Annotated in this window: 23 protein-coding genes and 1 pseudogene; 10 read left to right on the top strand and 14 right to left on the bottom strand. The window is 68.2% G+C overall.

The features are described from left to right. Nucleotides 1–36 precede the first annotated feature (36 nt). Nucleotides 37–2,382 (bottom strand): MMPL family transporter, encoded by a 2,346-nt coding sequence (locus tag E0H92_RS02060; RefSeq protein ID WP_238173274.1) that lies wholly within the window; start codon nucleotides 2,380–2,382, stop codon nucleotides 37–39. A gap of 73 nt (nucleotides 2,383–2,455) precedes the next feature. On the opposite strand from E0H92_RS02060, the gene E0H92_RS02055 reads away from it, so the two are divergent. Further along, a complete protein-coding gene (locus E0H92_RS02055; protein ID WP_131467037.1) occupies nucleotides 2,456–2,782 on the top strand; it encodes a PadR family transcriptional regulator in 327 nt (108 codons plus the stop codon). On the opposite strand, the gene E0H92_RS02050 is transcribed toward E0H92_RS02055, so the two are convergent. The 4 genes from E0H92_RS02050 to E0H92_RS02035 all read right to left on the bottom strand — a co-directional run bounded on the left by E0H92_RS02050 (nucleotide 2,762) and on the right by E0H92_RS02035 (nucleotide 4,742). Then, nucleotides 2,762–3,400 (bottom strand): permease prefix domain 1-containing protein, encoded by a 639-nt coding sequence (locus tag E0H92_RS02050; protein ID WP_131495198.1) that lies wholly within the window; start codon nucleotides 3,398–3,400, stop codon nucleotides 2,762–2,764. The two genes, E0H92_RS02055 and E0H92_RS02050, sit on opposite strands and share 21 nt — an antisense overlap. A 29-nt stretch (nucleotides 3,401–3,429) precedes the next feature. Next, a complete protein-coding gene (locus tag E0H92_RS02045) occupies nucleotides 3,430–3,822 on the bottom strand; it encodes a DUF2784 domain-containing protein (protein WP_131467035.1) in 393 nt (130 codons plus the stop codon). Between the two features lie 4 nt (nucleotides 3,823–3,826). Then, a complete protein-coding gene (locus E0H92_RS02040) occupies nucleotides 3,827–4,480 on the bottom strand; it encodes a GNAT family N-acetyltransferase (RefSeq protein WP_131467034.1) in 654 nt (217 codons plus the stop codon). 61 nt (nucleotides 4,481–4,541) lie between these two features. Then, nucleotides 4,542–4,742, bottom strand: a complete 201-nt coding sequence (locus E0H92_RS02035; RefSeq protein ID WP_131284472.1) for a hypothetical protein — start codon at nucleotides 4,740–4,742, stop codon at nucleotides 4,542–4,544. A 194-nt stretch (nucleotides 4,743–4,936) separates the two neighbouring features. Here E0H92_RS02035 and E0H92_RS02030 point away from each other — a divergent pair, with 194 nt between their 5' ends. From E0H92_RS02030 to E0H92_RS02015, 4 genes are all read left to right on the top strand, one after another. After that, complete coding sequence (locus E0H92_RS02030; protein WP_131495197.1) at nucleotides 4,937–6,247, top strand: aminotransferase-like domain-containing protein; 1,311 nt, start codon at nucleotides 4,937–4,939, stop codon at nucleotides 6,245–6,247. Between the two features lie 132 nt (nucleotides 6,248–6,379). Continuing rightward, nucleotides 6,380–7,327 carry a D-alanine--D-alanine ligase family protein gene (locus tag E0H92_RS02025; RefSeq protein WP_131495196.1) on the top strand — a complete coding sequence of 316 codons (948 nt, stop codon included), beginning with the start codon at nucleotides 6,380–6,382 and terminating at the stop codon, nucleotides 7,325–7,327. A gap of 50 nt (nucleotides 7,328–7,377) precedes the next feature. Beyond that, entirely contained in the window at nucleotides 7,378–8,172 is a 795-nt protein-coding gene (locus E0H92_RS02020; RefSeq protein WP_238173273.1) for an SURF1 family protein, read from the top strand. Continuing rightward, nucleotides 8,169–8,522, top strand: coding sequence for a DUF3817 domain-containing protein (locus tag E0H92_RS02015; protein WP_131495194.1), 354 nt, complete (start codon nucleotides 8,169–8,171; stop codon nucleotides 8,520–8,522). Before E0H92_RS02020 ends, E0H92_RS02015 begins: the two co-directional genes overlap by 4 nt. A gap of 179 nt (nucleotides 8,523–8,701) precedes the next feature. Here the strand turns inward: E0H92_RS02015 and E0H92_RS02010 are convergent, their stop codons facing one another. The 9 genes and pseudogenes from E0H92_RS02010 to rpmH form a co-directional block, all read right to left on the bottom strand. After that, nucleotides 8,702–9,463 carry a RibD family protein gene (locus E0H92_RS02010; RefSeq protein ID WP_165549666.1) on the bottom strand — a complete coding sequence of 254 codons (762 nt, stop codon included), beginning with the start codon at nucleotides 9,461–9,463 and terminating at the stop codon, nucleotides 8,702–8,704. An 82-nt stretch (nucleotides 9,464–9,545) separates the two neighbouring features. Then, the gene (locus E0H92_RS02005; protein WP_131495192.1) at nucleotides 9,546–10,511 is read right to left on the bottom strand and encodes a ParB/RepB/Spo0J family partition protein; all 966 of its coding nucleotides are present in this window, start codon (nucleotides 10,509–10,511) and stop codon (nucleotides 9,546–9,548) included. Nucleotides 10,512–10,595: 84 nt separating this feature from the next. Then, a complete protein-coding gene (locus tag E0H92_RS02000; RefSeq protein ID WP_238153336.1) occupies nucleotides 10,596–11,531 on the bottom strand; it encodes a ParA family protein in 936 nt (311 codons plus the stop codon). A 500-nt stretch (nucleotides 11,532–12,031) separates the two neighbouring features. Continuing rightward, nucleotides 12,032–12,700, bottom strand: coding sequence for a 16S rRNA (guanine(527)-N(7))-methyltransferase RsmG (gene rsmG / locus E0H92_RS01995; protein WP_131467027.1), 669 nt, complete (start codon nucleotides 12,698–12,700; stop codon nucleotides 12,032–12,034). A gap of 10 nt (nucleotides 12,701–12,710) precedes the next feature. After that, nucleotides 12,711–13,232, bottom strand: coding sequence for a Jag family protein (locus tag E0H92_RS01990; protein WP_475009326.1), 522 nt, complete (start codon nucleotides 13,230–13,232; stop codon nucleotides 12,711–12,713). 315 nt (nucleotides 13,233–13,547) lie between these two features. Continuing rightward, nucleotides 13,548–14,471, bottom strand: a pseudogene (gene yidC, locus E0H92_RS01985) (membrane protein insertase YidC); the annotation flags it as partial. A 66-nt stretch (nucleotides 14,472–14,537) separates the two neighbouring features. Next, nucleotides 14,538–14,849, bottom strand: coding sequence for a membrane protein insertion efficiency factor YidD (gene yidD / locus E0H92_RS01980; protein ID WP_131467141.1), 312 nt, complete (start codon nucleotides 14,847–14,849; stop codon nucleotides 14,538–14,540). Continuing rightward, on the bottom strand, nucleotides 14,849–15,190 hold the full coding sequence (gene rnpA / locus E0H92_RS01975) for a ribonuclease P protein component (RefSeq protein ID WP_131467025.1): 342 nt from the start codon (nucleotides 15,188–15,190) through the stop codon (nucleotides 14,849–14,851). Before rnpA ends, yidD begins: the two co-directional genes overlap by 1 nt. Nucleotides 15,191–15,216: 26 nt before the next feature. Next, complete coding sequence (rpmH, locus tag E0H92_RS01970; RefSeq protein WP_130386492.1) at nucleotides 15,217–15,354, bottom strand: 50S ribosomal protein L34; 138 nt, start codon at nucleotides 15,352–15,354, stop codon at nucleotides 15,217–15,219. A gap of 1,483 nt (nucleotides 15,355–16,837) precedes the next feature. Here rpmH and dnaA point away from each other — a divergent pair. The 5 genes from dnaA to E0H92_RS01945 all read left to right on the top strand — a co-directional run bounded on the left by dnaA (nucleotide 16,838) and on the right by E0H92_RS01945 (nucleotide 22,710). Then, nucleotides 16,838–18,466: a chromosomal replication initiator protein DnaA gene (gene dnaA / locus E0H92_RS01965; protein WP_131496413.1), complete on the top strand. Its 1,629-nt coding sequence runs from the start codon at nucleotides 16,838–16,840 to the stop codon at nucleotides 18,464–18,466. Nucleotides 18,467–18,929: 463 nt separating this feature from the next. After that, nucleotides 18,930–20,075, top strand: coding sequence for a DNA polymerase III subunit beta (gene dnaN / locus E0H92_RS01960; protein ID WP_131284491.1), 1,146 nt, complete (start codon nucleotides 18,930–18,932; stop codon nucleotides 20,073–20,075). Nucleotides 20,076–20,101: 26 nt separating this feature from the next. Then, nucleotides 20,102–21,025, top strand: a complete 924-nt coding sequence (gene gnd / locus E0H92_RS01955; protein ID WP_131467024.1) for a phosphogluconate dehydrogenase (NAD(+)-dependent, decarboxylating) — start codon at nucleotides 20,102–20,104, stop codon at nucleotides 21,023–21,025. A 1-nt stretch (nucleotide 21,026) separates the two neighbouring features. Continuing rightward, nucleotides 21,027–22,166 carry a DNA replication/repair protein RecF gene (gene recF / locus E0H92_RS01950; protein ID WP_131495190.1) on the top strand — a complete coding sequence of 380 codons (1,140 nt, stop codon included), beginning with the start codon at nucleotides 21,027–21,029 and terminating at the stop codon, nucleotides 22,164–22,166. After that, the gene (locus E0H92_RS01945) at nucleotides 22,159–22,710 is read left to right on the top strand and encodes a DciA family protein (protein WP_238153332.1); all 552 of its coding nucleotides are present in this window, start codon (nucleotides 22,159–22,161) and stop codon (nucleotides 22,708–22,710) included. Before recF ends, E0H92_RS01945 begins: the two co-directional genes overlap by 8 nt. The last annotated feature ends 6 nt before the right edge of the window (nucleotides 22,711–22,716 follow it).

Below are 22,716 nucleotides of genomic sequence, written 5' to 3'. Positions count from 1 at the left end.
GCGACTTCGCACCCAAGGGCGCGTGCAGCCCGCCCGTCAGAAGAAGCGGCCCGCACCTGACCCGATTCGTGCCGAGGGCTCGGTCGAGGAGCTCATCGATGTGCAGCGCCGGTGATCGGCTATCTCGACACATCGGGTTTCGGTCCGCTGCTGGTCAGTGAGCCGAACAGTTGGAGGACGCCGATCTTGTCGTCGCGTCCGGCGACAAGCGCCTCCTCGATGCGTGGCAGTCTTTGGGGCTGGCCACCTTCGACACGAACACGCCCGACCCTTCGAGTGATCCTCGAGTTTGATCTTCGGGAGGATTCGGTCGAGTCTGCTCGGTAGCCACCACGCGTGGTTTCCGAGCAGGCGGAGTACTGCCGGGACTATGACGCAGCGGATCAGGAGGGCGTCGAGGAGGACGGCGGTTGCCAGGCCGAGGCCGAATTGTTTCAGCATGCGGTCGGGGCTCAGGAGGAAGGCGCCGAAGACCACGATCATGATCGCGGCCGCTGCCGTGATCACGCTGCCGGTGGTCGCCAGGCCTTCGCGGACCGCGACCTGGGCGTTGCCGGTACGGCGCCACTCCTCGTGGATCCGGGAGACGAGGAAGACCTCGTAGTCCATCGACAGTCCGAACACGATCGCGAAGATCATCACCGGGACGAACGCCTCGATCGGCCCGGGCTGCGCGCCGAACCAGCCTTGCTGGAACACCAGCGTGATCACCCCGAGCGAGGCGCCGATGCTGAGCAGGTTGAGTACGGCGGCCTTCAACGGGATCAGCACCGACCGGAACACCGCCATCAGCAGCAACGCCGACAGCCCCACGACGACCAGTACGAAGATCGGCAGCCGCTTGCTCACCGCGGCCGCGAAGTCGTCCGCGGCCGCCGTCGCCCCACCGACCAGGTAAGTCCCTTCGAGCTTCGGCAACGTGTCCTTACGCAACCGCTGAACGAGGTCGCTCGTCGCCGCGTCCTGCGGTGCCGACTTCGGGAACGCCAGGACGGTGGAGATCTTGCCGTCCGGCGTCACCTGCGGCGATGTCACCGCGGCGATCCCGGGATCAGCCGCGAGCGCCTGGCTGAGCTCCTGCGTCTGGTTCCCCTCCGACACCACGACCAGCGGACCGTTGAACCCCGGCCCGAACCCGTCCGCCAGCAGGTCGTACGCCTTCCGGCTCGTCTTCGCGGGATCATCCGTCCCCGCGTCCGCGAACCCGAGCCGCATCCCCAGCGCCGGCAGCGACAACGCCACCAAGGCGAGAACCCCGAGCACCAGCGGCACCCACGGCCCACGCTGTACGACGCCCGCGAGCTTGCGCCAGCCGTCGCCAGGAGTACGCCGCTGCTTCGCGGCATGCTTGCGCACACTCCGCTCGATCCGCTTCCCGAACAGCGTCAGCAACGACGGCAACAAGGTCACCGCAGCGAGCATCGTCATCAGCACGGTCAACGTGACCCCGAGCGCGACGCCTTGCAATGAACCGAGTCCCAACGCCAGCAGGCCGAGCAACGCGATGACGACGGTGCAGCCGGCGAACATCACCGACCGGCCCGCGGTGTCCAGGGCGATGACCTTCGCGTCGGCCTCGCCCTTCAGCAGTTCGTGGCGGTAGCGCGAGAAGATCAGCAACGCGTAGTCGATGCCGACGCCGAGCCCGACCAGCATCATCACCGGCGTCGTGTACTCCGGCACCGTGAACAGGTGCGACGCGAGCATCAGCAGCGCGACTGTGCTGCCGACGGCGAACACCGCGGTCAGCAGCGGAAGTGTTGCCGCAAGCAACGATCCGAAGAGGAAGACCAGGATCACCAGCGCGGCCAGGATTCCGGCGCCCTCGGACGCGCCACCCGAACTCTCGGCAGCGCTCCGCGCCAGATCCCCGCCGGCCTCGACCTGCAAGCCAGGCCGCGCGAAGTCCTGCGCCCGATGAATGATCGTCCGTACGTCGTCCACCGGCATGTCCGCCACCGTGACGTCCAGACCGACCGTCGCGTAGGCGGTTCGTCGATCTGTCGACATGGCACCCGGGCCCGCGAACGGGTCGGCGACCGAGGCGACGTGCGGCAGACCGCGGACCACCGCGAGCATCGACGCGATCCGCGTCTTCTCCCCGTCGAGGCCGCCGTCGGCCCGGAAGACGAGCTGGACCGACGCCGTGTCGCCCTTCGGCTGGTGCTCCGTGAAGATGTCCGTCACCCGCTGGGAGTCGGTGCCCGGCAACGAGTTGTCGTTCTTGTAGTTGGCGCCGACCACCGTCGCCGAGGCGATGACCGCGGCCAGCACCAGTACCCAGAGCAGGAGGGCCAGGCCGGCGTGCCGCATCGCCCACCCGGAAACCCGGTGCAGCAGACCGGGCCGGGTGGCCGGTCGGATCTCGGTGTCCACGGTCATGGTGCGTCCTTGATAAGTAGATTGGCTACATGTCGCCTCTCGACGGTAACAGACATATGAGTAGACTGGCTACATGAAGGCGGATGCGCTGCGTGGACACCTCGACCCGATGATCCTGGCGGTCGTCGAGCACGAACCGCTGCACGGCTACGCGATCATGGAGGCGTTGCTGGAGCGCAGCGGCGGGGAGCTCGATCTACCGACCGGCACGCTCTATCCGGCACTCCGGCGACTCGAGCGGGCCGGTTACCTGGCCAGCGAGTGGAGCACGGTCGGCGGGCGGAAACGCCGTACTTACCAGCTCACCAGTGCCGGCGTGAAGATGCTTGCCTCGGGCAAGCAGGAGTGGGTGACGTTCCGCGCGGTGGTGGAAGGCGTGTTACGCCCGGGCCAGCCGTAGGCCGCGGGCGGCCTGCTGGCCGACCAGCACCAGCGGCAGCACGACGAACGTCCCGACCACACTGAGGTCGAGCAGACCGTTCGGATGCGGGCTGGTCAGCGCCATCAGGACGCCGATCCCGCCGATCGTCACGGCGTTCGCCAGCGCGAAGAGCGTGGTCGCCCGTGTCAGGTGGGTCCGTACGAAGGGGCTTCGCAGACCGATGCCAGCAGCAACGACCGCGAGGACGGCACCGGCGATGGCGATCGTGCCGACGTTCCGCACCAGGACCTGCAGGAGGTCGTTCAGCGGATTCGGATCGTCCGGGCCGCTGTTCCAGCTCCAGGCGCCTTCCCGCCACACGATCGGCTGGATGATCAGCGCCGCGAACAGCAACACCGCCGTACGCCGGCTCTGGCTGACGGCGAGGTCCGCGCGATAACCGGGCGCGACCTCCTCGAGCGTCCCGAAGTCGGCCACCGCGTGCTTCTCGGCGTCGTACCTGTCCAGCCCGTCCGCCTCGAAGGCCTCGGTGGCGTCGGTCAGGTGGTCGCGGGCCTCGGCCAGCAGGTCCGCCTTGCGTCGCCGAGGCCCCCAGAGCTCCTTGCTCAGGGCAGCGAGGTACTCGTCGATGGGCACGTGTCCAGTATGAGGAGACCGCCGCCCCCTCACGTCCGGGGTCCCACTGACTCACCCCTGAGCTTGATACGGCGGCGGTGCCGTACGACGAAGAACCCGACGTACCCGATCACCACGAGCGCGAAGCCGACCTTCTCCGCGATCGGCGTCGCGCCTTCAGGCCAGATGGTGCCGTCCAAGTAGTGGTTGATGAAGCCGCTTTCGTATGGCGTCTCGCCGCCCCTGCGGCGGAAGTACTTCTCCGCGCCCGTCAACGGGCAGTCGTAGTCGACGATCACGATGGCGACGTTCCAGACCACGATCCCGAGATGGACCCAGATGAGCTTCGCCCACTTCCAGGCCAGGAAGCCGCCGATCACGAAGAACAGCAGGAAGGCGGCGTGCAGGACGAACATCACGTCACCGAGAAGCCGCCAGATCATGCGACTACTCCGGCCCTGATCTGAGGGCGTCCCGGACCGTCACCGGCCCGGCCGGGGCCTGCTCCGGCCGGATGGCGCCCATCAGGCGCTCGACGGCGGCCTCCATCTCGCTGCGCCACGTGATCGCCGACCGCAGGTCGAGCCGGAGCCGCGGATTGCGCGGGTGCTCGCGCACAACCGCGAAGCCCACCGCACGCAGGAAGTCGGTCGGCCAGACACAGCCCGGGCCGTCCCACCGCGAGTCCCCGAACGCCTCCACGGCGCGGAAGCCCCGTTTCAGGACGTCCTTGGCGACCGCCTGGACCAGGATCTTCCCGAGTCCGAGGCCCAGGTACCGCGGGAGGATCCGGCCGGTCGCCAGTACGACGGCGTCCGGGCTGACGGGTGCAGTCGGAAACGCCTGGATCCGGGGCAGGTACGACCCCGGCGCGTACACCGCGAACCCGGCCGGCTCGTCGTCGACGTACAGCACGATCCCGGCGGTCCCCCAGTCGAGCAGCAGCTGCGACAGCCAGGCTTCCTTCTCCAGCCCGGTGTCACCGTTGCGGTCCGCCCGGCGCGCGGCCACCGGGTCGAGCTGCCAGAACACACAGTCACGGCAGGGCACCGGAAGCTCACCGAGATTGGCGAGCGTCAGCGGTTCCAGCCGTCGGGCCATCAACGCATCCGATCGGCCGTACAGACTGTTAGCTTCGTCACGGTGCGTGTCGCCCAGAGTGTCATCGGGCGGCTGGTTCGGCCGCCGGTTCGGGGACGGCGGACGGGGTCCGCGCGTCCGTGGTGCGGGTCGCCTCGGGAGCGACGTACCGCTGCTGCACCTTCCCTGCGGGTTGCCGCCGGAACAGCTCACCGGCGAACCCGGCCAGCACACCCAGCACCAAACCGCCGAGCGTCCAGCCGGCTGTCCTGCCCACGCTCATTCTGATCCGCCTTCCCGGTCCACCTCTCCAGGCCGCACCAGTCGGGCCGGCTGTCTCAGCAGCCAGATTCCGGCATGGTCGAACCTGCCCCTATAAGGCATGGTAGTGAGAGGTCACGCCGATCCCCAGCCCGGACTGGGGTCTGTCGACGTAACCTGGTGACTTCCCCCTCGATCACCGTTGGAGTGGCCCCCGTGAGTGCTGACGTGCCCGATGTCCGGCAGACCCGACTCGACAACTACGTCGAGGCGTACGCAGCCCGGACCAAGGGCATGACCGCATCGGAGATCCGAGCCCTGTTCTCGGTCGCCAGCCGGCCGGAGGTGGTGTCGCTCGCCGGCGGCATGCCGAACATCGGCGGTCTGCCGCTCGACGTGGTCGGCGGCGCGGTCCGCGACCTGGTGATCGACAACGGCGCCACCGCGATGCAGTACGGCTCCGGCCAGGGCGATCCGACGCTCCGCGACCAGATCTGCGACATCATGCGGCTGGAGGGGATCGAGGCCCATCCGGACGACGTCGTCGTCACGGTCGGCAGCCAGCAGGCCGTCGACCTGGTCACGCGGGTGTTCTGCGATCCCGGCGACGTGGTGATCTGCGAGGCGCCGTCGTACGTCGGGGCGCTCGGCGTCTTCCGTGCGTACCAGTGCGAGGTCGTGCACGTCGCGATGGACGACGACGGCGTCGTACCGGAGGCGCTGGAGCAGGCGATCGCGTCGGTGCGCGCGGCCGGGAAGCGGATCAAGTTCTTCTACACGATCCCGAACTTCCACAACCCGGCCGGGGTTTCGCTGTCGGACGAGCGCCGGGCGCGGGTGCTGGAGATCTGCCAGAAGGCTGAGCTGCTGATCCTCGAGGACAACCCGTACGGACTGCTCGGGTTCGAGGGTGAGCAGCAGAAGGCGCTGCGCGCGGAGGATCGCGAAGGCGTCATCTACCTGGGCTCGTTCTCGAAGACGTTCGCCCCCGGGTTCCGGGTCGGTTGGGCGGTCGCGCCGCACGCGGTCCGGGAGAAACTCGTGCTGGCGCAGGAGTCCGCGACGCTGTGCCCGCCGACGTTCAGTCAGCTCGCGATCTCGTCGTACCTGGTCCGGCACGACTGGATGGGGCAGGTGAAGCAGTTCCGGGAGATGTACCGCGAGCGCCGCGACGCGATGCTCGCGGCGCTGGCGGAAAAGATGCCAGCAGCAACGACCTGGACGCGGCCGCGGGGTGGTTTCTACGTCTGGCTGACGTTGCCCGAAGGGCTGGACGCGAAGGCGATGCTGCCCCGGGCGGTCACGGCGCGGGTCGCGTACGTACCCGGAACGGCGTTCTTCGCCGACGGTTTCGGCTCCCAGTGCATGCGGCTCTCGTACTGTCATCCGACGCCGGAGCGCATCACCGAAGGCGTCGGCAGGCTCGCCGCAGTGATCAACGAGGAGCTCGAGCTCCGGCAGACGTTCGGCCCGCTGCCACCAGGCGCCGGCCGCGAGTACGACGCCCCAGGGCCGGAGCTTTCGTAGTCCGGTTCGCAAAGGTTGCGCAAGGGACCTACGGGCGGGCGGGGGTCCAGGATTCGGTAGGGGTACCGTTCGAGTGGGCCTCGGGACCGGCGACCGTGCCGGAGTCGCCCACGAGTGATCGGGATATTTGTGATGAGTGATCTGGGTCGAGTGCTGGTACTGGCAGGTGGACTGTCGCACGAGCGGGACGTCTCGCTGCGGTCCGGCCGCCGAGTGGCGGACGCCCTGCGCAGTGTCGGCGTGGAGGTCGAGCAGCGCGACGTCGACGCCTCGCTGGTCGATCGGCTGCGCCAGGATCCCCCCGACGCGATCTTCCCCGTCCTGCACGGCGTCACCGGCGAGGACGGCGCACTCCGCCAGGTCCTCGACCTGTACGGCGTTCCGTACGTCGGAGCCGACGCGGCAGCGTGCCGTACGGCGTTCGACAAGCCGGTGGCCGCGACGGTCGTCGGCGCTGCGGGACTGCACACGCCCGCGTCGGTCGTGCTCGGGCACGACACGTTCCGCGAGCTGGGCGCCGCCGCCCTTATGGAGGCAGTGGTCCAGCAGGTCGGGCTGCCGCTGGTGGTGAAGCCGGCACGTGGCGGTTCGGCGCTGGGCGCGTCGATCGTGCGGTCGGCCGACGAACTGCCGTCGGCGATGGTGAACTGCTACGCGTACGGTCCGGTGGCGTTGATCGAGCAGTACATCGACGGGACCGAGGTCGCCGTGACGGTCGTCGACGTCGGCGACGGGCCGCGGGCGCTGCCGGCCGTCGAGATCCGGCCGGACTCGGGGTTCTACGACTATGAGGCGCGGTACACGGCGGGCGCGACGCAGTTCGTCGTCCCTGCGCGGCTGGAGCCTGAGGCCGCCGGTGCGTGCGCTGCTGCCGCGGTGCAGGCACACCAGGCGCTGGGGTTGCGCGACCTGTCCCGGACGGACCTCGTGGTGGACGCGGCCGGTGTGCCGTGGTTCCTCGAGGTGAACGTTGCCCCCGGGATGACCGAGACGTCACTCGTCCCGCTGGCCGCCGAGGCAGCCGGGATCGAGCTTGGTGTCCTCTGCCGCGACCTGCTCGCCACCGCAGCAGCCCGCTGACAAGCACTCCCATGCCCGACCCCCACGACCCTGCACCGTCTGCTCGGCCGTTGTGGCGGACGGCTCTGACGCCCCGGTGGTCCGGTCTGCTCGTGCTCGCCCTGGCGATCGCATCGGTCATGACCGTGATGGGCGTGTGGCAACTCGGCGTCTATCGATCGAAGACCGCCGACGCCACCGCCCAGCGCGCGGCCGCCCCTCCAGTCGAACTGCAGTCGCTGTTCTCGATCGACGAGGGCCTCCCGTCGAAGGCCGTCGGCCGCCGAGTCACCATCGCCGGCACCTGGGGCCCGGCTGCGGACCAGGTTCTGATCGCCGATCGCCTGCAGGACGGTCGAGCCGGCCTCTGGGTCGTGTCGCCACTGAAGCTGTCCGACACCGACGCTGTGATGATCGTTCGCGGATGGGTCGCGTCGCCTTCTGATCCGGCCGTCACAGCACCCTCTGGCCCGGTGCGACTGAGCGGATCGGTCGTGGCATCCGAGGCCGAGGACTCATCAGATGACGCCGCGAAGGGGCGGGTACTGTCGTCGCTTCGGATCCCGACGATCGTGCACCTGGTGAGCTACCGGGTGTACGACGCGTTCGTCGTACAGTCCGCCGTCGACTCAGGCGCCGTACCGTCTCCCGCACCCGCGATCGTCGCACCGCCTCCGCCCCCGACGGACCACGCCGGCCTTCGCAACGTCGCCTACGCGGTCCAGTGGTGGATCTTCGCGGCCTTCACCTTGTGGATGTGGGGCCGCATGGTCCTGGACGCCCACCGCGAGCCCGACGAAGAGGACCCGGATGCGGGTGACCGCGTCGCGGAGCCTGTGGAGCCAAGCGGTACCGTTTCAGCGTGACTTCCTCTGCCGACCCCGCCACCTCCGCCGGCCCGCAGCCGCTCACCCCGGCCATCCGCGGCGCTCTGACCCGTTACCGCGTGATCGCGTACGTCGTCGGCGTGATGCTGCTCCTGCTGCTCTTCGTCGCGATGCCGCTGAAGTACCTGGGTGACAACCCCGGCGCGATGAACGTGATCGGCCCCCTGCACGGGTTCCTCTACGTCGTGTACCTGCTCGGTACGTTCGACCTCTTCCGCCGGGTCCGCTGGTCCTTCCCCCGCCTGGTCCTGATGGCCGTGGCCGGCACGATCCCGTTCCTGTCGTTCTACGCCGAGCGCAAGACCTCGCACGAACTTCTCGGCCACTAGCCCCCGCCGAGGGCAATGTTTCACATGAAACATTGCACCCAGTGCCGTCAGGGATTTGTCGACATATCTCCCTGCCGATCTATCCCGCTAGTTCGGACCACGAACTAGCTCTGTGAGCGCGATCCTAAGCGCCCTAGGCGAACTTACATCCTTGTGATTCCGGACGCCCCGGCCTCTGATCAGCTCTCCGATACGGCGTAGTGGAGGCGTACCGAGCCACCGGCGTCGGTCTGTGCCGAGAGCAACTCCAGACGCGTCGGTGCCTCGCCGACCGCGAGGGGCGATCCGTCCATGACCGACGGCGTCCCCAGTCCACCGATCAGAGCCGGCGCCAGCTTGAGGTGCAGTTCGTCGATCAAACCGGCCCGCAACAGCGCGCCGTTCAAGCCGCCGCCTGCATTCGACAGGATGCACGTCACGCCGAGCTCAGTGCCCATCGCCGCCACTGCTTGGTCCAACTGGACGCGCTCGTCGCCGACCACGAGGTTGCAGATGCGCTCCCGGCGGAGGTAGGCGAGATAGTCCGCGGGAGTTGACCGCGCCACGAGGACCAGTGCATCCCAGTTCTCATGCCTCTCGGTCCAGCGCACACGTCCACGGCCGTCGACGATCGTGAACCACATGTGCAACGGTGTCCGCTGCTCGATCACCTCTGCCGGCAGGAAGTGCTCGTAGAGAGCGATCGGGTCGCCGTCGTACGTCGGGAGTTCAGACGGGGTCGCGTCCTCACTCACCAGGCTGCCGCTGCCCTCCAAGATGGCGTTGCACCCGTACTGCTGTTTCACGAGCTCGGTGACGTCGATCGCGTCCGGCGACCGCGGCGTCATCGACGCCCACAGGTCCGTACTCGGCTGATGCATCAGGAGCGCGTTGCGGGCAAGCGCGACCTTGCCGTCGACACTTGCCTCCACGCTGACCACAACACGCGGTCGCTTCTGCACTGGGTCCTCCCCGGTTCGCTGCGCAGGTGGACGCCAAGTTCTATCAGCGCCCGCCGACAGTTCGGTGGGGAGTCAGGTGAGGTCAGTCGTCGGTGGACTTGGTGGGGTCCATCAGACTGACGATGCGCTCCAGGTCGTCGACCGAAGCGAACTCGACGGTGATCTTGCCCTTGGTCTTTCCGAGGTCGACCTTGACGCGCGTCTCGAAGCGGTCGGAGAGGCGGTCGGCCAGGTCGACCAGTCGCGGTGCGACCGGCTTGTTCCGGCGGCGCGCCGGGGTCGGGTCCTCGGCGTTCATATCGCCGAGCGCCACGATCTCCTCAACCGTCCGCACCGAGAGACCCTCGGCGACGATCCGCTGTGCGAGCCGCTCGATCGCGTCGCCGCTCGGCAGTCCGAGCAGCGCTCGCGCGTGGCCCGCGGACAGCACGCCGGCCGCAACCCGGCGCTGAACCGACGCCGGCAGTTTCAGCAGCCGCAGCGTGTTGGAGATCTGTGGCCGCGACCGTCCGATCCGCGTCGCGAGCACCTCCTGCGTGCACCCGAAGTCGTCGAGCATCTGCTGGTACGCCGCCGCTTCTTCCAGCGGGTTCAGCTGGCTCCGGTGCAGGTTCTCCAAGAGCGCGTCCCGCAGCATCGCGTCGTCCGACGTCTCCCGCACGATCGCCGGAATCGTCGTGAGGCCGGCCTGCTGCGTCGCCCGCCAGCGCCGCTCGCCCATCACCAGTTCGTACGAGTCTCCCTCGAGGCGACGTACGACGATCGGCTGCAGGAGGCCGATCTCCTTGACCGAGTGGACGAGCTCCTCCATCGCCTCCTCGTCGAAGACGGTGCGGGGCTGCTTCGGGTTCGGCACGATCTTGTCGACGTCGATCTCCGCGAACGATGCTCCGGGCACCGCGGCGAGCTCCGGTCCCTCCGGCACCGCCGGCGTCACGACCGGGGGCGCCCCCGGGATCGAGCTGGACTTGCTGCCGAGGGTCGTGGTGCCTGGCGCCGGCGAGCTGGGGATCAGCGCGCCAAGTCCGCGTCCGAGTCGGGTGTTCATCGCGCTCCCTCGAGGTCGACATCCTGCTGAGCTACTGCTGACCGAGCCGTTTCACGTGAAACGGTGCCACACCGATTCAACGAATCAGGCGTTGTTCCGCATCGCGATCTCGCGGGATGCCTCCAGGTACGACAGGGCGCCGGCCGACGCCGGGTCGTACGCGAGCACGGTCTGCCCGTGGCTCGGGGCCTCCGAGATACGCACCGAGCGCGGTACGGCGGTCCGCAGTACGGCGTCCTTGAAATGTCCGCGCACCTCGGCGGCGACCTCACCGGCCAGCTTCGTGCGGGCGTCGTACATCGTGAGCAGGATCGTCGAGACGTCGAGCCCGGGGTTCAGGTGCGACTTCACCATGTCGATGTGCCGGAGCAGCTGCGAGAGGCCCTCCAGCGCGTAGTACTCGCTCTGGATCGGGACCAGTACCTCGCGCGCGGCGGTCAGCGCGTTCACCGTCAGCAGGCCGAGCGACGGCGGGCAGTCGATGAAGACATAGTCGTACTTCTCCCCCGCGGCCTCGGTCTCGGCCAGGTACGCCTCGAGTACGGTCTTCAGCCGGCTCTCCCGGGCCACCAGGCTGACGAGTTCGATCTCCGCACCGGCCAGGTCGATGGTCGCCGGGATCACCTGGATACCCGGGTGCTCGGCGCAGGGCTGGGTCAACTTGCCGAGCGGCTCGCCTTCGATGACGGCCTCGTACACCCCGGGCGTCCCTTCGGCGTGGTCGATGCCCAGAGCGGTCGACGCGTTGCCCTGCGGGTCGAGATCGATGACCAGGATCTTCGCGCCGTACAGAGCGAGGCCGGCGGCGACGTTCACCGTCGTCGTGGTCTTGCCCACGCCGCCCTTCTGGTTGGCGACGACGAAGACTCGGGTCTGGGCGGGCAGCGGGAACTCCCTGCCCATCGTGCGTCCTTCATTCACCAGCAGGGTCCGTTCGGTGGCGGCGGCGATCGGAGTCTCGAGGAGTCGTCGCTGAAGCTCGTCCGACGTGGCCCGCGCGGCGATCTGTGCGGCAGTCATAGCGCCCATTCCAATAGGTGCGGGACTTGGCCCGAAGAGGATGTCTGTAGGGGTCGGAGCGGGTCTGCCCCCAGCTCTGTCCACAGGCTTCTGTGGACGGATTCCCGTGTGCGGGAGCAGTTTCATGCGGTCGTCATCCACAGGCGGTGGAGACTCCGAAAGGTCCGGTTCGACGTCCACCAGTGACGCCGAATCGGGCCCGGAACCATCATCCCGCATGTCCGGCGTTTCACGTGAAACGGACGCCGGATCGTCGGTCGCCGGACTGTCGAGACCGGCCGCCGCGGCGGCCTGAAGTCCCGAGGTGTCGATCGGCGGCGACAAGGGCGGCTGCTCGGCAGCCGAGGTCGAAGAGGTCTGTGCCGGGGCAGCGGGAGCGGGTTCCTGACTCACCACACGGACGGCTGAATCCGGTTCGGCCGGCCAGCCGATGCCTTGTGACGACGTCGGTACGCCGGTGCTCTTCTCGGGCCATCCGAGGGCACGACTCACCAACCCGCTCACCTCCCGTGTCTTGCGTGCCGGGATCCCCCTGCAGCACGTCCGGCCACAATACTCACCACAGTCGTGGGGTTGGCCAGTTCATCGCCGCCGAGTTGGTGAATATGACAAAGCTCTGCGCCGAGCTTCATCAATTCGCGCTCTGAGGCGTCCAGTTCCTCCTCTGCAGACGCCCCTTTCATCGCCAGCATGAGTCCACCCTCGACGCACAGCGGCAGACACCACCTGGCCAGTTTGGCCAACGGAGCGACCGCCCGAGAGGTCACCACGTCGTACGACGCCGGCGGCAGGTCCTCGGCCCGCGCGCGGACGACGGTCGCGTTCTCGAGCTCGAGTGCGTCGACCGCTTCCTGGAGGAAGGTGGTCCGTCGCAGCAACGGCTCGACGAGGTCCACCTGAAGATCCGGACGGACGATCGCGAGCACGATGCCCGGCAGCCCCGCACCGGTGCCGACATCCGCGACCGATGACTCCTCCGGGATCAGTCGCTCGACGACAGCGCAGTTCAGCAGGTGCCGGTCCCAGAGCCGCGGAACCTCCCGCGGCCCGATCAGCCCGCGCAGCGTTCCCTCGGTCGCCAGCAAGTCGGCGTACGCCGAAAGCGGCACCGCCGCCCGTGGAAACAGCTTGTCCACGAGCGGCGGTGTTTCACGTGAAACGTCGTTCATTGCGGCGTGGTCATGGCTGGACCACCACGCGGCGGCGGGGCTCTTCACCCTCGGACTCCGACGTCAGGCCGGCCGCCGCGACGACGTCGTGCACGACCTTCCGCTCGAACGGCGTCATCGGGTCGAGCTTCACCGGGGTGCCGGTCGCCTTCGCTTCCTCGACCGCCTTGCGGCCGACCTCTTCGAGCTCGGCCTTCCGGTTGGCCCGGTAGTTCGACACGTCGAGCATCAGCCGCGACCGCTCACCGGTTTCCCGGTACACAGCCAGCCGGGTCAGCTCCTGGAGCGCCTCCAGCACCTTGCCGTTCTCGCCGACCAGGTTGTTCAGCTCGGCGCCGACGATCGAGACCGCGGCACGGTCCCCGTCGATGTCCATGTCGATATCGCCGTCGAGATCGGCGATGTCGAGCAACTCCTCGAGGTAGTCGGCCGCGATATCGCTCTCGGCCTCGAGCGCCTTCAGGCGGTCGTCGGCGGAGTTCGTACCGGCGGACTGCTCCGCCGTGTCGGTGTTCTGCATGCCGTCGGTCACGGCCACTCCTTCATCATGTCGGGATCCGCCTCACGGGGACCCGGGGCATTCGAGGCAAAAGGGGGTGCGCGCAGGTCAGCGCGAACCGCCGGACCGCTTCTGCGCCGCCTTCTTCTGCGCGGCCGACTTCGCCGCGGGCTGGCGCTTGGCTCCCGTACCCTTCTTGCCGGCCGGCTGCTTCTTGGCAGCACCGGCCTGAGTCTTCTTGGGCGTGTCCTGCGGCCGCGGAGTGTCCTCCGGAGCGGACGACGTCGTCTGGCCGTTGGTCGACGCCGCCGCGCCACCGCCGGCAGTGCCACCGGCCGGACCGCCGGTCTTCCGGTCGCTGCGGGACTGCCGCTTCGGCTGCTGCCGCTGCGCGGGACGACGGTCGGTCGTCTCGGTCTCGGTCTCCGCGCCCTCGGTCCCCGGAACGCCCTCATCGGCCGAACGACCGTGCCGCAGGTTCTGCTCGCGCTTGCGGGCCTGCATGGCGTCGTACGCCGGAGTACCCGGGGCGGGGTTGCGGCGGATCACGTAGAACTGCTGACCCATCGTCCACACGTTGGAGACGAACCAGTAGATCAGCACACCGATCGGGAAGTTGAAGCCACCGATGAGGAAGAAGATCGGGAAGACGTACAGCATGATCTTCTGCATCTGCGCGGCCTGGCCGGTGAGGGCCTCCTTCGGCATGTTCTTGCGCATCAGCTGCAGCTGCGTGATGAACATCGTCGCGGTCATCAGGATGATCAGCACGATCGCGACGACCTTGACGTTGCCGGCGCCGTCGCCGTTCGCCTTCAGGAAGGTCTGCGAGATCTCGGCGCCGAAGATCTTCGCGTGCTGCAGCGACTGGACGTGCGGGTCCATGATGCTGCTGTGCGTCTTGCCCTTCGACGCGTAGTCGAGCACGCGGAACAGGGCCAGGAAGATCGGCGACTGCAGCAGCAGCGGCAGGCACGAGGAGAACGGGTTGGTCCCGGTCTCCTTGTACAGCTTCATCATTTCCTGACCGAGCTTCTCCCGGTCGTGGCCGTACTTCTTCTGCAGTTCCTTCATCTTCGGCTGCAGCAGCTGCATGTTCCGGCTGGAGCGGATCTGCCGGACGAACAGCGGAATCAGCAGGGTCCGGATGACGATCGTCAGGCCGGCGATGGAGAGCGCCCAGGCCCAGCCGCCGTTCGGGTCGAGCACCTGGCTGAGCAGCCAGTGCCACCCGACCAGCAGTGCCGATACGGCCCAGTACAGCGGCGTCATCACCGTGTTGAACAGGTCTACGATCCCGTCCCACACCGCGAGCCCGGGGATGGCCAGAAGAGTCACTCACACACCTCGCTGCACAGGCCCGGCGTCGGCTGACGGTCCGGGCTGGTTGGCGGAGAAAGACTCTCCGCGCTGGTCGACATCTCTGGGAGGAACGGGGTCGTAGCCTCCGGGGTTCCACGGGTGGCAGCGAAGGAGTCGTCTCCCCGCCAGCCAGCTACCGCGCACCGCACCGTGGCGTTCGACCGCTTCCAAGGCATACGCCGAACAACTCGGGTAGAACCTGCAGACCTGCCCGTACAGCGGGCTGATCAGCAGCCGGTACAACTTCAGGAAACCGATGATCCCGCTGCGCACGGGATTGATCCGCATCATGGCCGCAGCACCCGGGTCAGGGCGCCGTCGACGTCGGCAGCGAGTTCGTCGTACGACGCCGCGGCGGACGACGGGAGCGCGCGGACGACGGTCAGGCTGCCGGCCGGGAGATCGGAGAGCCGCGTGGCCAGGACCGCACGCAGACGGCGGTGGACCCGGTTCCGCAGAACCGCGTTGCCCACCGCCTTGTTCACAACGAATCCGACGCGCGCCGGGCCGGGTTCACCGGCCTGCGCCAGCACATGCAGAACCACCACGCGTCGCGCCGCGCGCCGTCCGGACCGGACGGCGCGACGGAAGTCGTCGGACCGGCGCAACCGGTTCGACGCGGGCAACACGAGGTGGTCACCGTCAGATGGGTCGCTCAGGCCGCGAGGCGCTGACGACCCTTGCCACGGCGGGCGGCGATGATCGCGCGACCCGCACGGGTACGCATCCGAAGACGGAAGCCGTGCTTCTTGTGCCGACGACGGTTGTTCGGCTGGAACGTCCGCTTGCTCACTGGAATGACTCCGGTTACTCGAGAACACAAATGTCGACAAATCCACTGATTGGATCTGTCCAAGGTGCCTGTCCTGCACACCGTCGGAGAACCAGAGAACAGGTCCCGCAGGGAGCGCAGCACGAAACGGCCGGCTCAACACCGACCGATCCACGGTACGTGGCTCCTTGTGGACAGGTCAAACCAGGTATCCCCAGACTTTTCCACAGGCTTGTGGACAGGATAGTGGGCAACCGATCGGGCCAGGATTCGTCACTGTCCGACCGGAACGACGACAGAGAGCGATTTCGCACCATGACTACGCTCCGGCGTCCACCCGACACGCCGCAGGTTGCCCCCAATTTGCTGTTCATAGCCTGTGGATGACGGCTTGAAGGTGCCTGCTCGGACTTGTTAGCGTCACTCCCTCACACCAGAGGTCCCACACCCCGCGATCGGTAACCAACCTGCTCCGGCGGTCGTTCACAACTGTGGACAACCGTGTGGACAGACACCGCACGGTGGTCGGGTCGAACGGTCGCGCAGCTCGGGAAGAACCCCGGATCGCGCCGGCCACCGCAGCGACGAAATCGGGGAGCAACGCGTGGTCGAGGACCATTCCGCCAGTGCGGAATTCACACCGGTGGAATTCACGGCCGAGTACCGGGCGGAGTACAGCGCCGACGGCCGCCAGGACCTCCGGCCCGAACCCGACGCCGACATCCGTCCCGAGCCCGAGGCGAACTTCCGTACCGAGGTCCGGCCCACGCCGAAGCCCGAGCCGCGCCCCGAGACCGAGCCGGTGACGCCACTGCAGCCGCCTGCGCCGACGCCGACCCAGACGCCTACGCCGCGGATGGACCCGGGTGACTATCTGAGCCCGTCGCTCCCGATCCCGATGCCCGAACCGCCGGCCGCGGGGTACCGCCCCGCGCCGCCCGCAGCTCCGTACGGCTACCGCTCCGAGCTCGAGCGCGCGGCCACCGATCTTCCGTCCGGCCCAGCTCAGTCCGCGGCAGGTACGACGTACTTCGGTGCGGCGCCGGCCGTCAACCAGTACCCCGGCGCGGGCCATGCCTGGGGTACGGCGGATTGGGGTACTGGCGGCAATGCACCAGGCGCGGTACCCATCGAGGGGGAGGCACGTGTGGACAACGCATCCACCAACCAGTGGTCACCCGACAACCGGCCAACGCAGGAGACCACGGCCGAACACCCTTCAGCCGACTCCCCCACTCCAGAGCCGGCACCCGACCGCCTCTTCCCCGAGGCACAGCCGCCCTCCGCTCAGCAGCCACAGCAACCGTCCGCTCAGCAGGCCCCCCGGGAGCCCGCTCAGCAGCAGCCCGCTCCCCAGCCGCTTCCGGCTGCCCCGCAGGAGTCAGCTCCACAGCAGCCCGCATTCCAGCAGCCGGCCCCGCAACCCGCCCAGCCGCAGTACACCCAACAGCCGGCCGCACAGCAGCCAGCTCCACAACAGCAGGCGCCCCAGCAGCCCGCGGCGGTGACGGATCTTGGGGAAGCGTGGGCGCGGGTGCTTGCCGGTCTGCCGCCCAACCAGCGCGCCTGGCTGACCAACTCGCGTCCGGTGACCCTGCACGAGAGCACCGCGATCGTCGCCGTACCCGACGACTTCACCCGTGGTCAGCTCGAGACGCGCCTCCGCCCCGACCTGGAGCGGATCCTCACCGAGAGCTTCGGCCGCGACATCCGCATCGCGGTCACCGTCGACCCGTCTCTCGACCCGGAGCTCCGCGAGCAGCAGGCCCCCCAGCAACCGCAGTACACCCCGCAGCCGGTGCAGCACCCGCAACAGCACTCCCAGCACGCACCGCAACAGCAACCGATGCAGCAGCCCATGCAGCCACCGGTTCAGCAGCCACCCGCCGTACGCGAGCCGCTCCGCACCGACGGCGCGTTCCAGCCGACCATCCAGTCCGCCCTGACCGACCCGGACAACCAGTTCAGCCAGCCGCCGGCCCAAGCCCCGCAGCAGTACCAGCAGCAGCCGCAACAGTCGTCGTTCGGCCAGCCGCTCGGGTCGGTCGCCCCGCCGCCGAACGGTTCGACCCAGCCGGCCACCGAGGCACAGGGTGAGGCTCGGCTGAACCCGAAGTACACCTTCGAGACCTTCGTCATCGGCAGCTCGAACCGGTTCGCGCACGCGGCCGCGGTCGCTGTCGCGGAGGCCCCGGGCAAGGCGTACAACCCGCAGCTGATCTACGGCGACTCCGGTCTGGGCAAGACCCACCTGCTGCATGCGATCGGGCACTACGTCCGCAGTCTCTACACCGGCGCGCGCGTCCGGTACGTGTCGAGCGAAGAGTTCACCAACGACTTCATCAACGCGATCCGCGACGACAAGGCGTCCCAGTTCCAGCGCCGGTACCGCGATGTCGACGTACTGCTGATCGACGACATCCAGTTCCTGGAAGGCAAGATCCAGACCCAGGAAGAGTTCTTCCACACCTTCAACACGCTGCACAACGCGAACAAGCAGATCGTGATCAGCTCCGACCGCGCACCGAAACGCCTGGAAGCGCTGGAGGACCGGCTGCGGAACCGGTTCGAGTGGGGTCTGATCACCGACATCCAGCCGCCGGACCTCGAGACCCGGATCGCGATTCTGCGGAAGAAGGCCGCCACCGAGCGGCTGACCGCGCCGCCGGAGGTGCTGGAGTTCATCGCGTCGAAGGTGCAGACCAACATCCGGGAACTCGAGGGCGCCCTGATCCGGGTCACCGCGTTCGCCAGCCTGAACCGGCAGCCGGTCGACCTGAGCCTCGCCGAAATCGTGCTGAAGGACCTGATCCCCGAAGGCAGCAAGCCCGAGGTGACCGCGAGCATGATCATGGGCCAAACCGCGTCGTACTTCGGACTCTCCATCGACGACCTGTGCGGTTCGAGCCGCAGCCGGGTGCTCGTCACGGCCCGCCAGATCGCCATGTACCTGTGCCGCGAGCTGACGGATCTGTCGCTGCCGAAGATCGGTCAGCAGTTCGGCGGCCGTGACCACACGACCGTGATGCACGCCGAACGGAAGATCCGGCAACTGATGTCGGAACGCCGCAGCGTCTTCAATCAGGTCACCGAACTGACCAACCGGATCAAGCACCAAGCCAAGCAGCAATAACCACACAGGCTGGGGACACAGCTGTGGAAAACTGTGGGTATCGCCGTGGAAAGGTCCGGTCGGGGTGTGGACCGGCTGTGGGGACAGAATTCGCCGTCCACGGCCGTCCCCAGCACAAGCGAGCGTCGTCCACACGGCGTCCCCAGCCCAAAAGAGGGTCTGACCTGCGAACTCGGCGCTTTTCCACAGTATCCACCGGTGCGAAGAACACTATGGAATCTGTAGAGAGATCGAAGGCCACAAAACGATCGAGCGGCCCGATCTGGGGAAAACCCCGATCTCGCGCCGGCTTGCGGGACCTGTCAGGCTGTTCCCGTGAGACCGCAAGCAGCAGTTCGCGGCCGCACAGGAACGACGCCGACGCGACCCGCCCGAAGCGCCACGTCAGGCCCGATGGGCGCACAGCACCTTTGTCCGTGGCAGGATCTGCCTGGCACACAGCCGAAACAGGAGGCACCCAGCGGTGAAGTTTCGCGTCGAGCGCGACGTACTGGCCGAGTCGGTGGCCTGGGCCGCGCGCAGTTTGCCCAGTCGTCCCAGCGTCCCGATCCTTGCCGGCCTTCTGGTCGAGGCCGAGGACGGGCAGATCACCCTGTCCGGCTTCGACTACGAGACCTCGGTCCGGGTTACGGTCCCCGCGCAGGTGGCCGACGCCGGGAAGTGCCTGATCTCCGGCCGGCTCGTCGCCGACATCTCCAAGAGCCTTCCGAACCAGCCCGTGGATCTCGCGGTGGACGGCGCGAAGGCCCAGCTCACCTGTGGCAGCTCGCGCTTCACTCTCCAGACGCTTCCTACAGAGGAATATCCGGCCCTTCCGGAGCTTCCGGCGGCCAGCGGCACGGTGAAGGCCGATGTCTTCGCCCAGGCCGTCTCACAGGTCGTGACGGCGGCCGGCCGTGAGGACACGCTGCCGGTGCTGACCGGTGTCCGGGTCGAGATCGAGGGTTCCACGATCTCGCTGCTGGCCACCGACCGCTACCGGCTGGCGATCCGTGAGCTGGAGTGGAACCCGCAGTCCCCCGATGCTTCGGCCGCCGCGCTGATTCCGGCGCGTGTCCTGTCCGAGACCGCGAAGGCGATGACCGGTTCGGACGTGATCGTCTCGCTGGCCGCGCCCGGCACCGGCGACGGCATCGTCGGCTTCGAGGGCGAGGTGGCCGGCGGCAGTCGCCGTGCGACCACCCGCTTGCTGGACGGCGAGTTCCCGAAGGTCCGCGGCATCATCCCGACCGACGCCGCGATCGCGACCCGGGTCCGGATCGACACCGCGACCCTCGTCGAGGCCGTCAAACGCGTCGCACTCGTTGCGGAGCGCAACGCTCCGGTCCGGCTGACCTTCGAGGACGACAGCGTGACGCTCGACGCCGGCAGCGGTGACGAGGCGCAGGCATCGGAGTCTCTCGAGGCGCGCGTCGTCGGCGAGCCGGTGACCGTAGGCTTCAACCCGACGTACCTGCTCGACGGTCTCGGTGCGATCGGTACGCCGGTTGCGCACCTGGCCTTCACGCAGGCCACGAAGCCGGCCGAACTGACCGGTGTGACGGACTTCGACGGCGACCCGATCAGCGAGTTCCGCTACGTGCTGATGCCGGTCCGCCTGAACAGCTGAACACCAACAGAACAAGGGGATTCACGATGGAGCTCGGCCTTGTCGGTCTCGGCAAGATGGGCGGCAACATGCGCCAGCGGATCCGGAACGCGGGCCACACCGTGGTCGGGTTCGATCACAACCAGGACATCTCCGACTCCAAGGACCTGGCCGACATGGTCGGCAAGCTCACCGCGTCCGACCAGCCCAAGGTGGTCTGGATCATGGTCCCGGTGCAGGCGATCGACCCGGTCGTCACCGAGCTGGCCGAGCTGCTCTCCCCCGGCGACATCGTGATCGACGGCGGCAACAGCCGCTGGACCGACGACACCCGGCGGGCCGCCCAGCTCGCCGAGAAGGACATCCGCTTCGTCGACTGCGGCGTCTCCGGCGGTGTCTGGGGCCTGGAGAACGGCTACGCGCTGATGTGCGGCGGCGACCAGGACACCGTCGGCATCGTGATGCCGATCTTCGAGGCGCTGAAGCCCGAGGGCGAGTTCGGTTTCGTGCACGCCGGCAAGGTCGGCGCCGGGCACTTCTCGAAGATGGTCCACAACGGCATCGAGTACGGGATCATGCAGGCGTACGCCGAGGGTTACGAGCTGCTCGAGGCGTCGGACATCGTGGAGAACGTGCCGCAGGCGTTCCAGTCCTGGCGCGAGGGCACCGTGATCCGGTCCTGGCTGCTCGACCTGCTGGTGAACGCGCTCGACGACGACAACCACCTGGAGAAGATCAAGGGGTACGCCGACGACTCCGGCGAGGGCCGCTGGACCGTCGAGGCCGCGATCGATCTCGCCGTACCGACGCCGGCCATCGCCGCCGCGCTGTTCGCCCGGTTCTCGTCGCGGCAGGAGGACTCGCCGGCGATGAAGGCGATCGCCGCGATGCGGAACCAGTTCGGCGGTCACGCCGTGAAGGGTGCCGAGTCCGCGGACCCGTCCTACGCCACGCCCCCGATCAAGCACTGAGGTGTACGTCACCGCCCTGGGTCTGCTCGACTTCCGGTCCTACCAGCAGGCGGAGGTCCAGCTCACTCCGGGCGTGACGTCCTTCGTCGGGCCGAACGGCCACGGCAAGACCAACCTGGTCGAGGCGATCCACTACACCGCGACCCTCGGTTCGCACCGGGTGGCGAACGACGCACCGCTGGTGCGGGCCGGCGCCACCCGCGCGATCGTGCGCACGGAGATCCGCAGCCAGTACGACCGTGATGTGGTCGTCGAGCTGGAAATCAATCCTGGGAAGGCAAATCGGGCCCGGGTGAACCGCTCGCCGGTGCCGCGGCCACGCGAAGTGCTCGGGCTGCTCCGCACGGTGCTGTTCGCGCCGGAGGATCTGGCGCTGGTGAAGGGCGATCCGTCCGAGCGGAGACGGTTCCTGGACGAGTTGCTGACGCTGCGAGCACCGCGGATGGCCGGCGTACGGCAGGACTACGACCGGGTGCTCAAGCAACGGAACTCGTTGCTGCGGAGTGCTTCGCAGGCCCGCCGGCAGAACCGGTCGAGTGCCGCCGAGAGCCAGCTGCGCACGCTCGAGGTCTGGGACTCGAACCTTGCGCGCGCCGGGTCCGAGCTGCTCGCGACCCGCCTGGAGTTGCTGGAGGCGCTGCGCCCACTGGTGTCGAGCGCGTACGACGCTGTTGCCCGGGGCAAGGGTGATGCGCGGCTCGAGTACAAGTCGTCCGTACTGCTCGAGCCCGGTGTGGTGTCGCGGGAGCAACTCGAGGAGCTGCTGCTCGCGGCGGTGCGGGAGAAGCGCCAGGACGAGCTCGATCGTGGTGTGTCGCTGGTCGGACCGCATCGCGACGACGTCGTACTCGGGCTCGGGGACTTGCCCGCGAAGGGGTACGCGAGTCACGGTGAGTCCTGGTCGTTCGCGCTCGCGCTGCGGCTGGCGTCGTACGACCTGCTGCGCGCGGACGGAGGTGAACCGGTGCTGATCCTCGACGACGTGTTCGCCGAGCTCGACTCGCAGCGCCGGGACCGCCTGGCCGAGCTGGTCGCGCCGGCCGAGCAGGTGCTGGTGACCGCGGCGGTCGGCGCGGACGTGCCCGGTGAGCTGAGCGGGGCGCGCTTCGAGGTGGGTGAAGGGGTCGTTCAGCGTGCCTGAACCCCCGGATTCCTCTGAGAGCGTCCCTGAGAGCGACGTCGAGCACGACAAGCAGGGCCTGGAGCTCGCGAAATCGCTGGCGGCCCGACTGAAGCAACAGGCGGCGAAGGGCGGCATCATGCCGGTCAAACGCCGCCGGCGGCCGCGGATCGGCGGCGCCCAGATCAGCAGCGCCCGCCCCGACGACCGCGACCCGCAGCAGCTGACCAACACCCTCGGCCGGCTGATGCGCGACCAGGGCTGGGAGGTCGACGTCGCCGTCCACGGCGTGATGGCCCGCTGGCCGTCGATCGTCGGCCCGGAGATGGCCGAACACTGCAAACCGGAGTCGTACGACGACACGGTGCTCACCGTCCGTACGTCGTCGACCGCGTGGAAGGTCCAACTCGACCTGCTGGTCCCGCAACTGCTCTTCCGGCTGAACGACGAACTCGGCGACGGAACCGTCACCCAGGTGAAGGTCCTCGGCCCCAACACCTACACCTGGCGCAAGGGCCCCCGCACCATCCGCGGCGGCCGCGGCCCCCGGGACACCTACGGATGACCGCCT

The organism is Kribbella speibonae (assembly GCF_004331375.1).
Classification (GTDB): Bacteria; Actinomycetota; Actinomycetes; order Propionibacteriales; family Kribbellaceae; genus Kribbella; species Kribbella sindirgiensis.
Note: the sequence above shows the minus strand (reverse complement) of the source record. Positions and strands in the feature narration are given on the sequence as shown.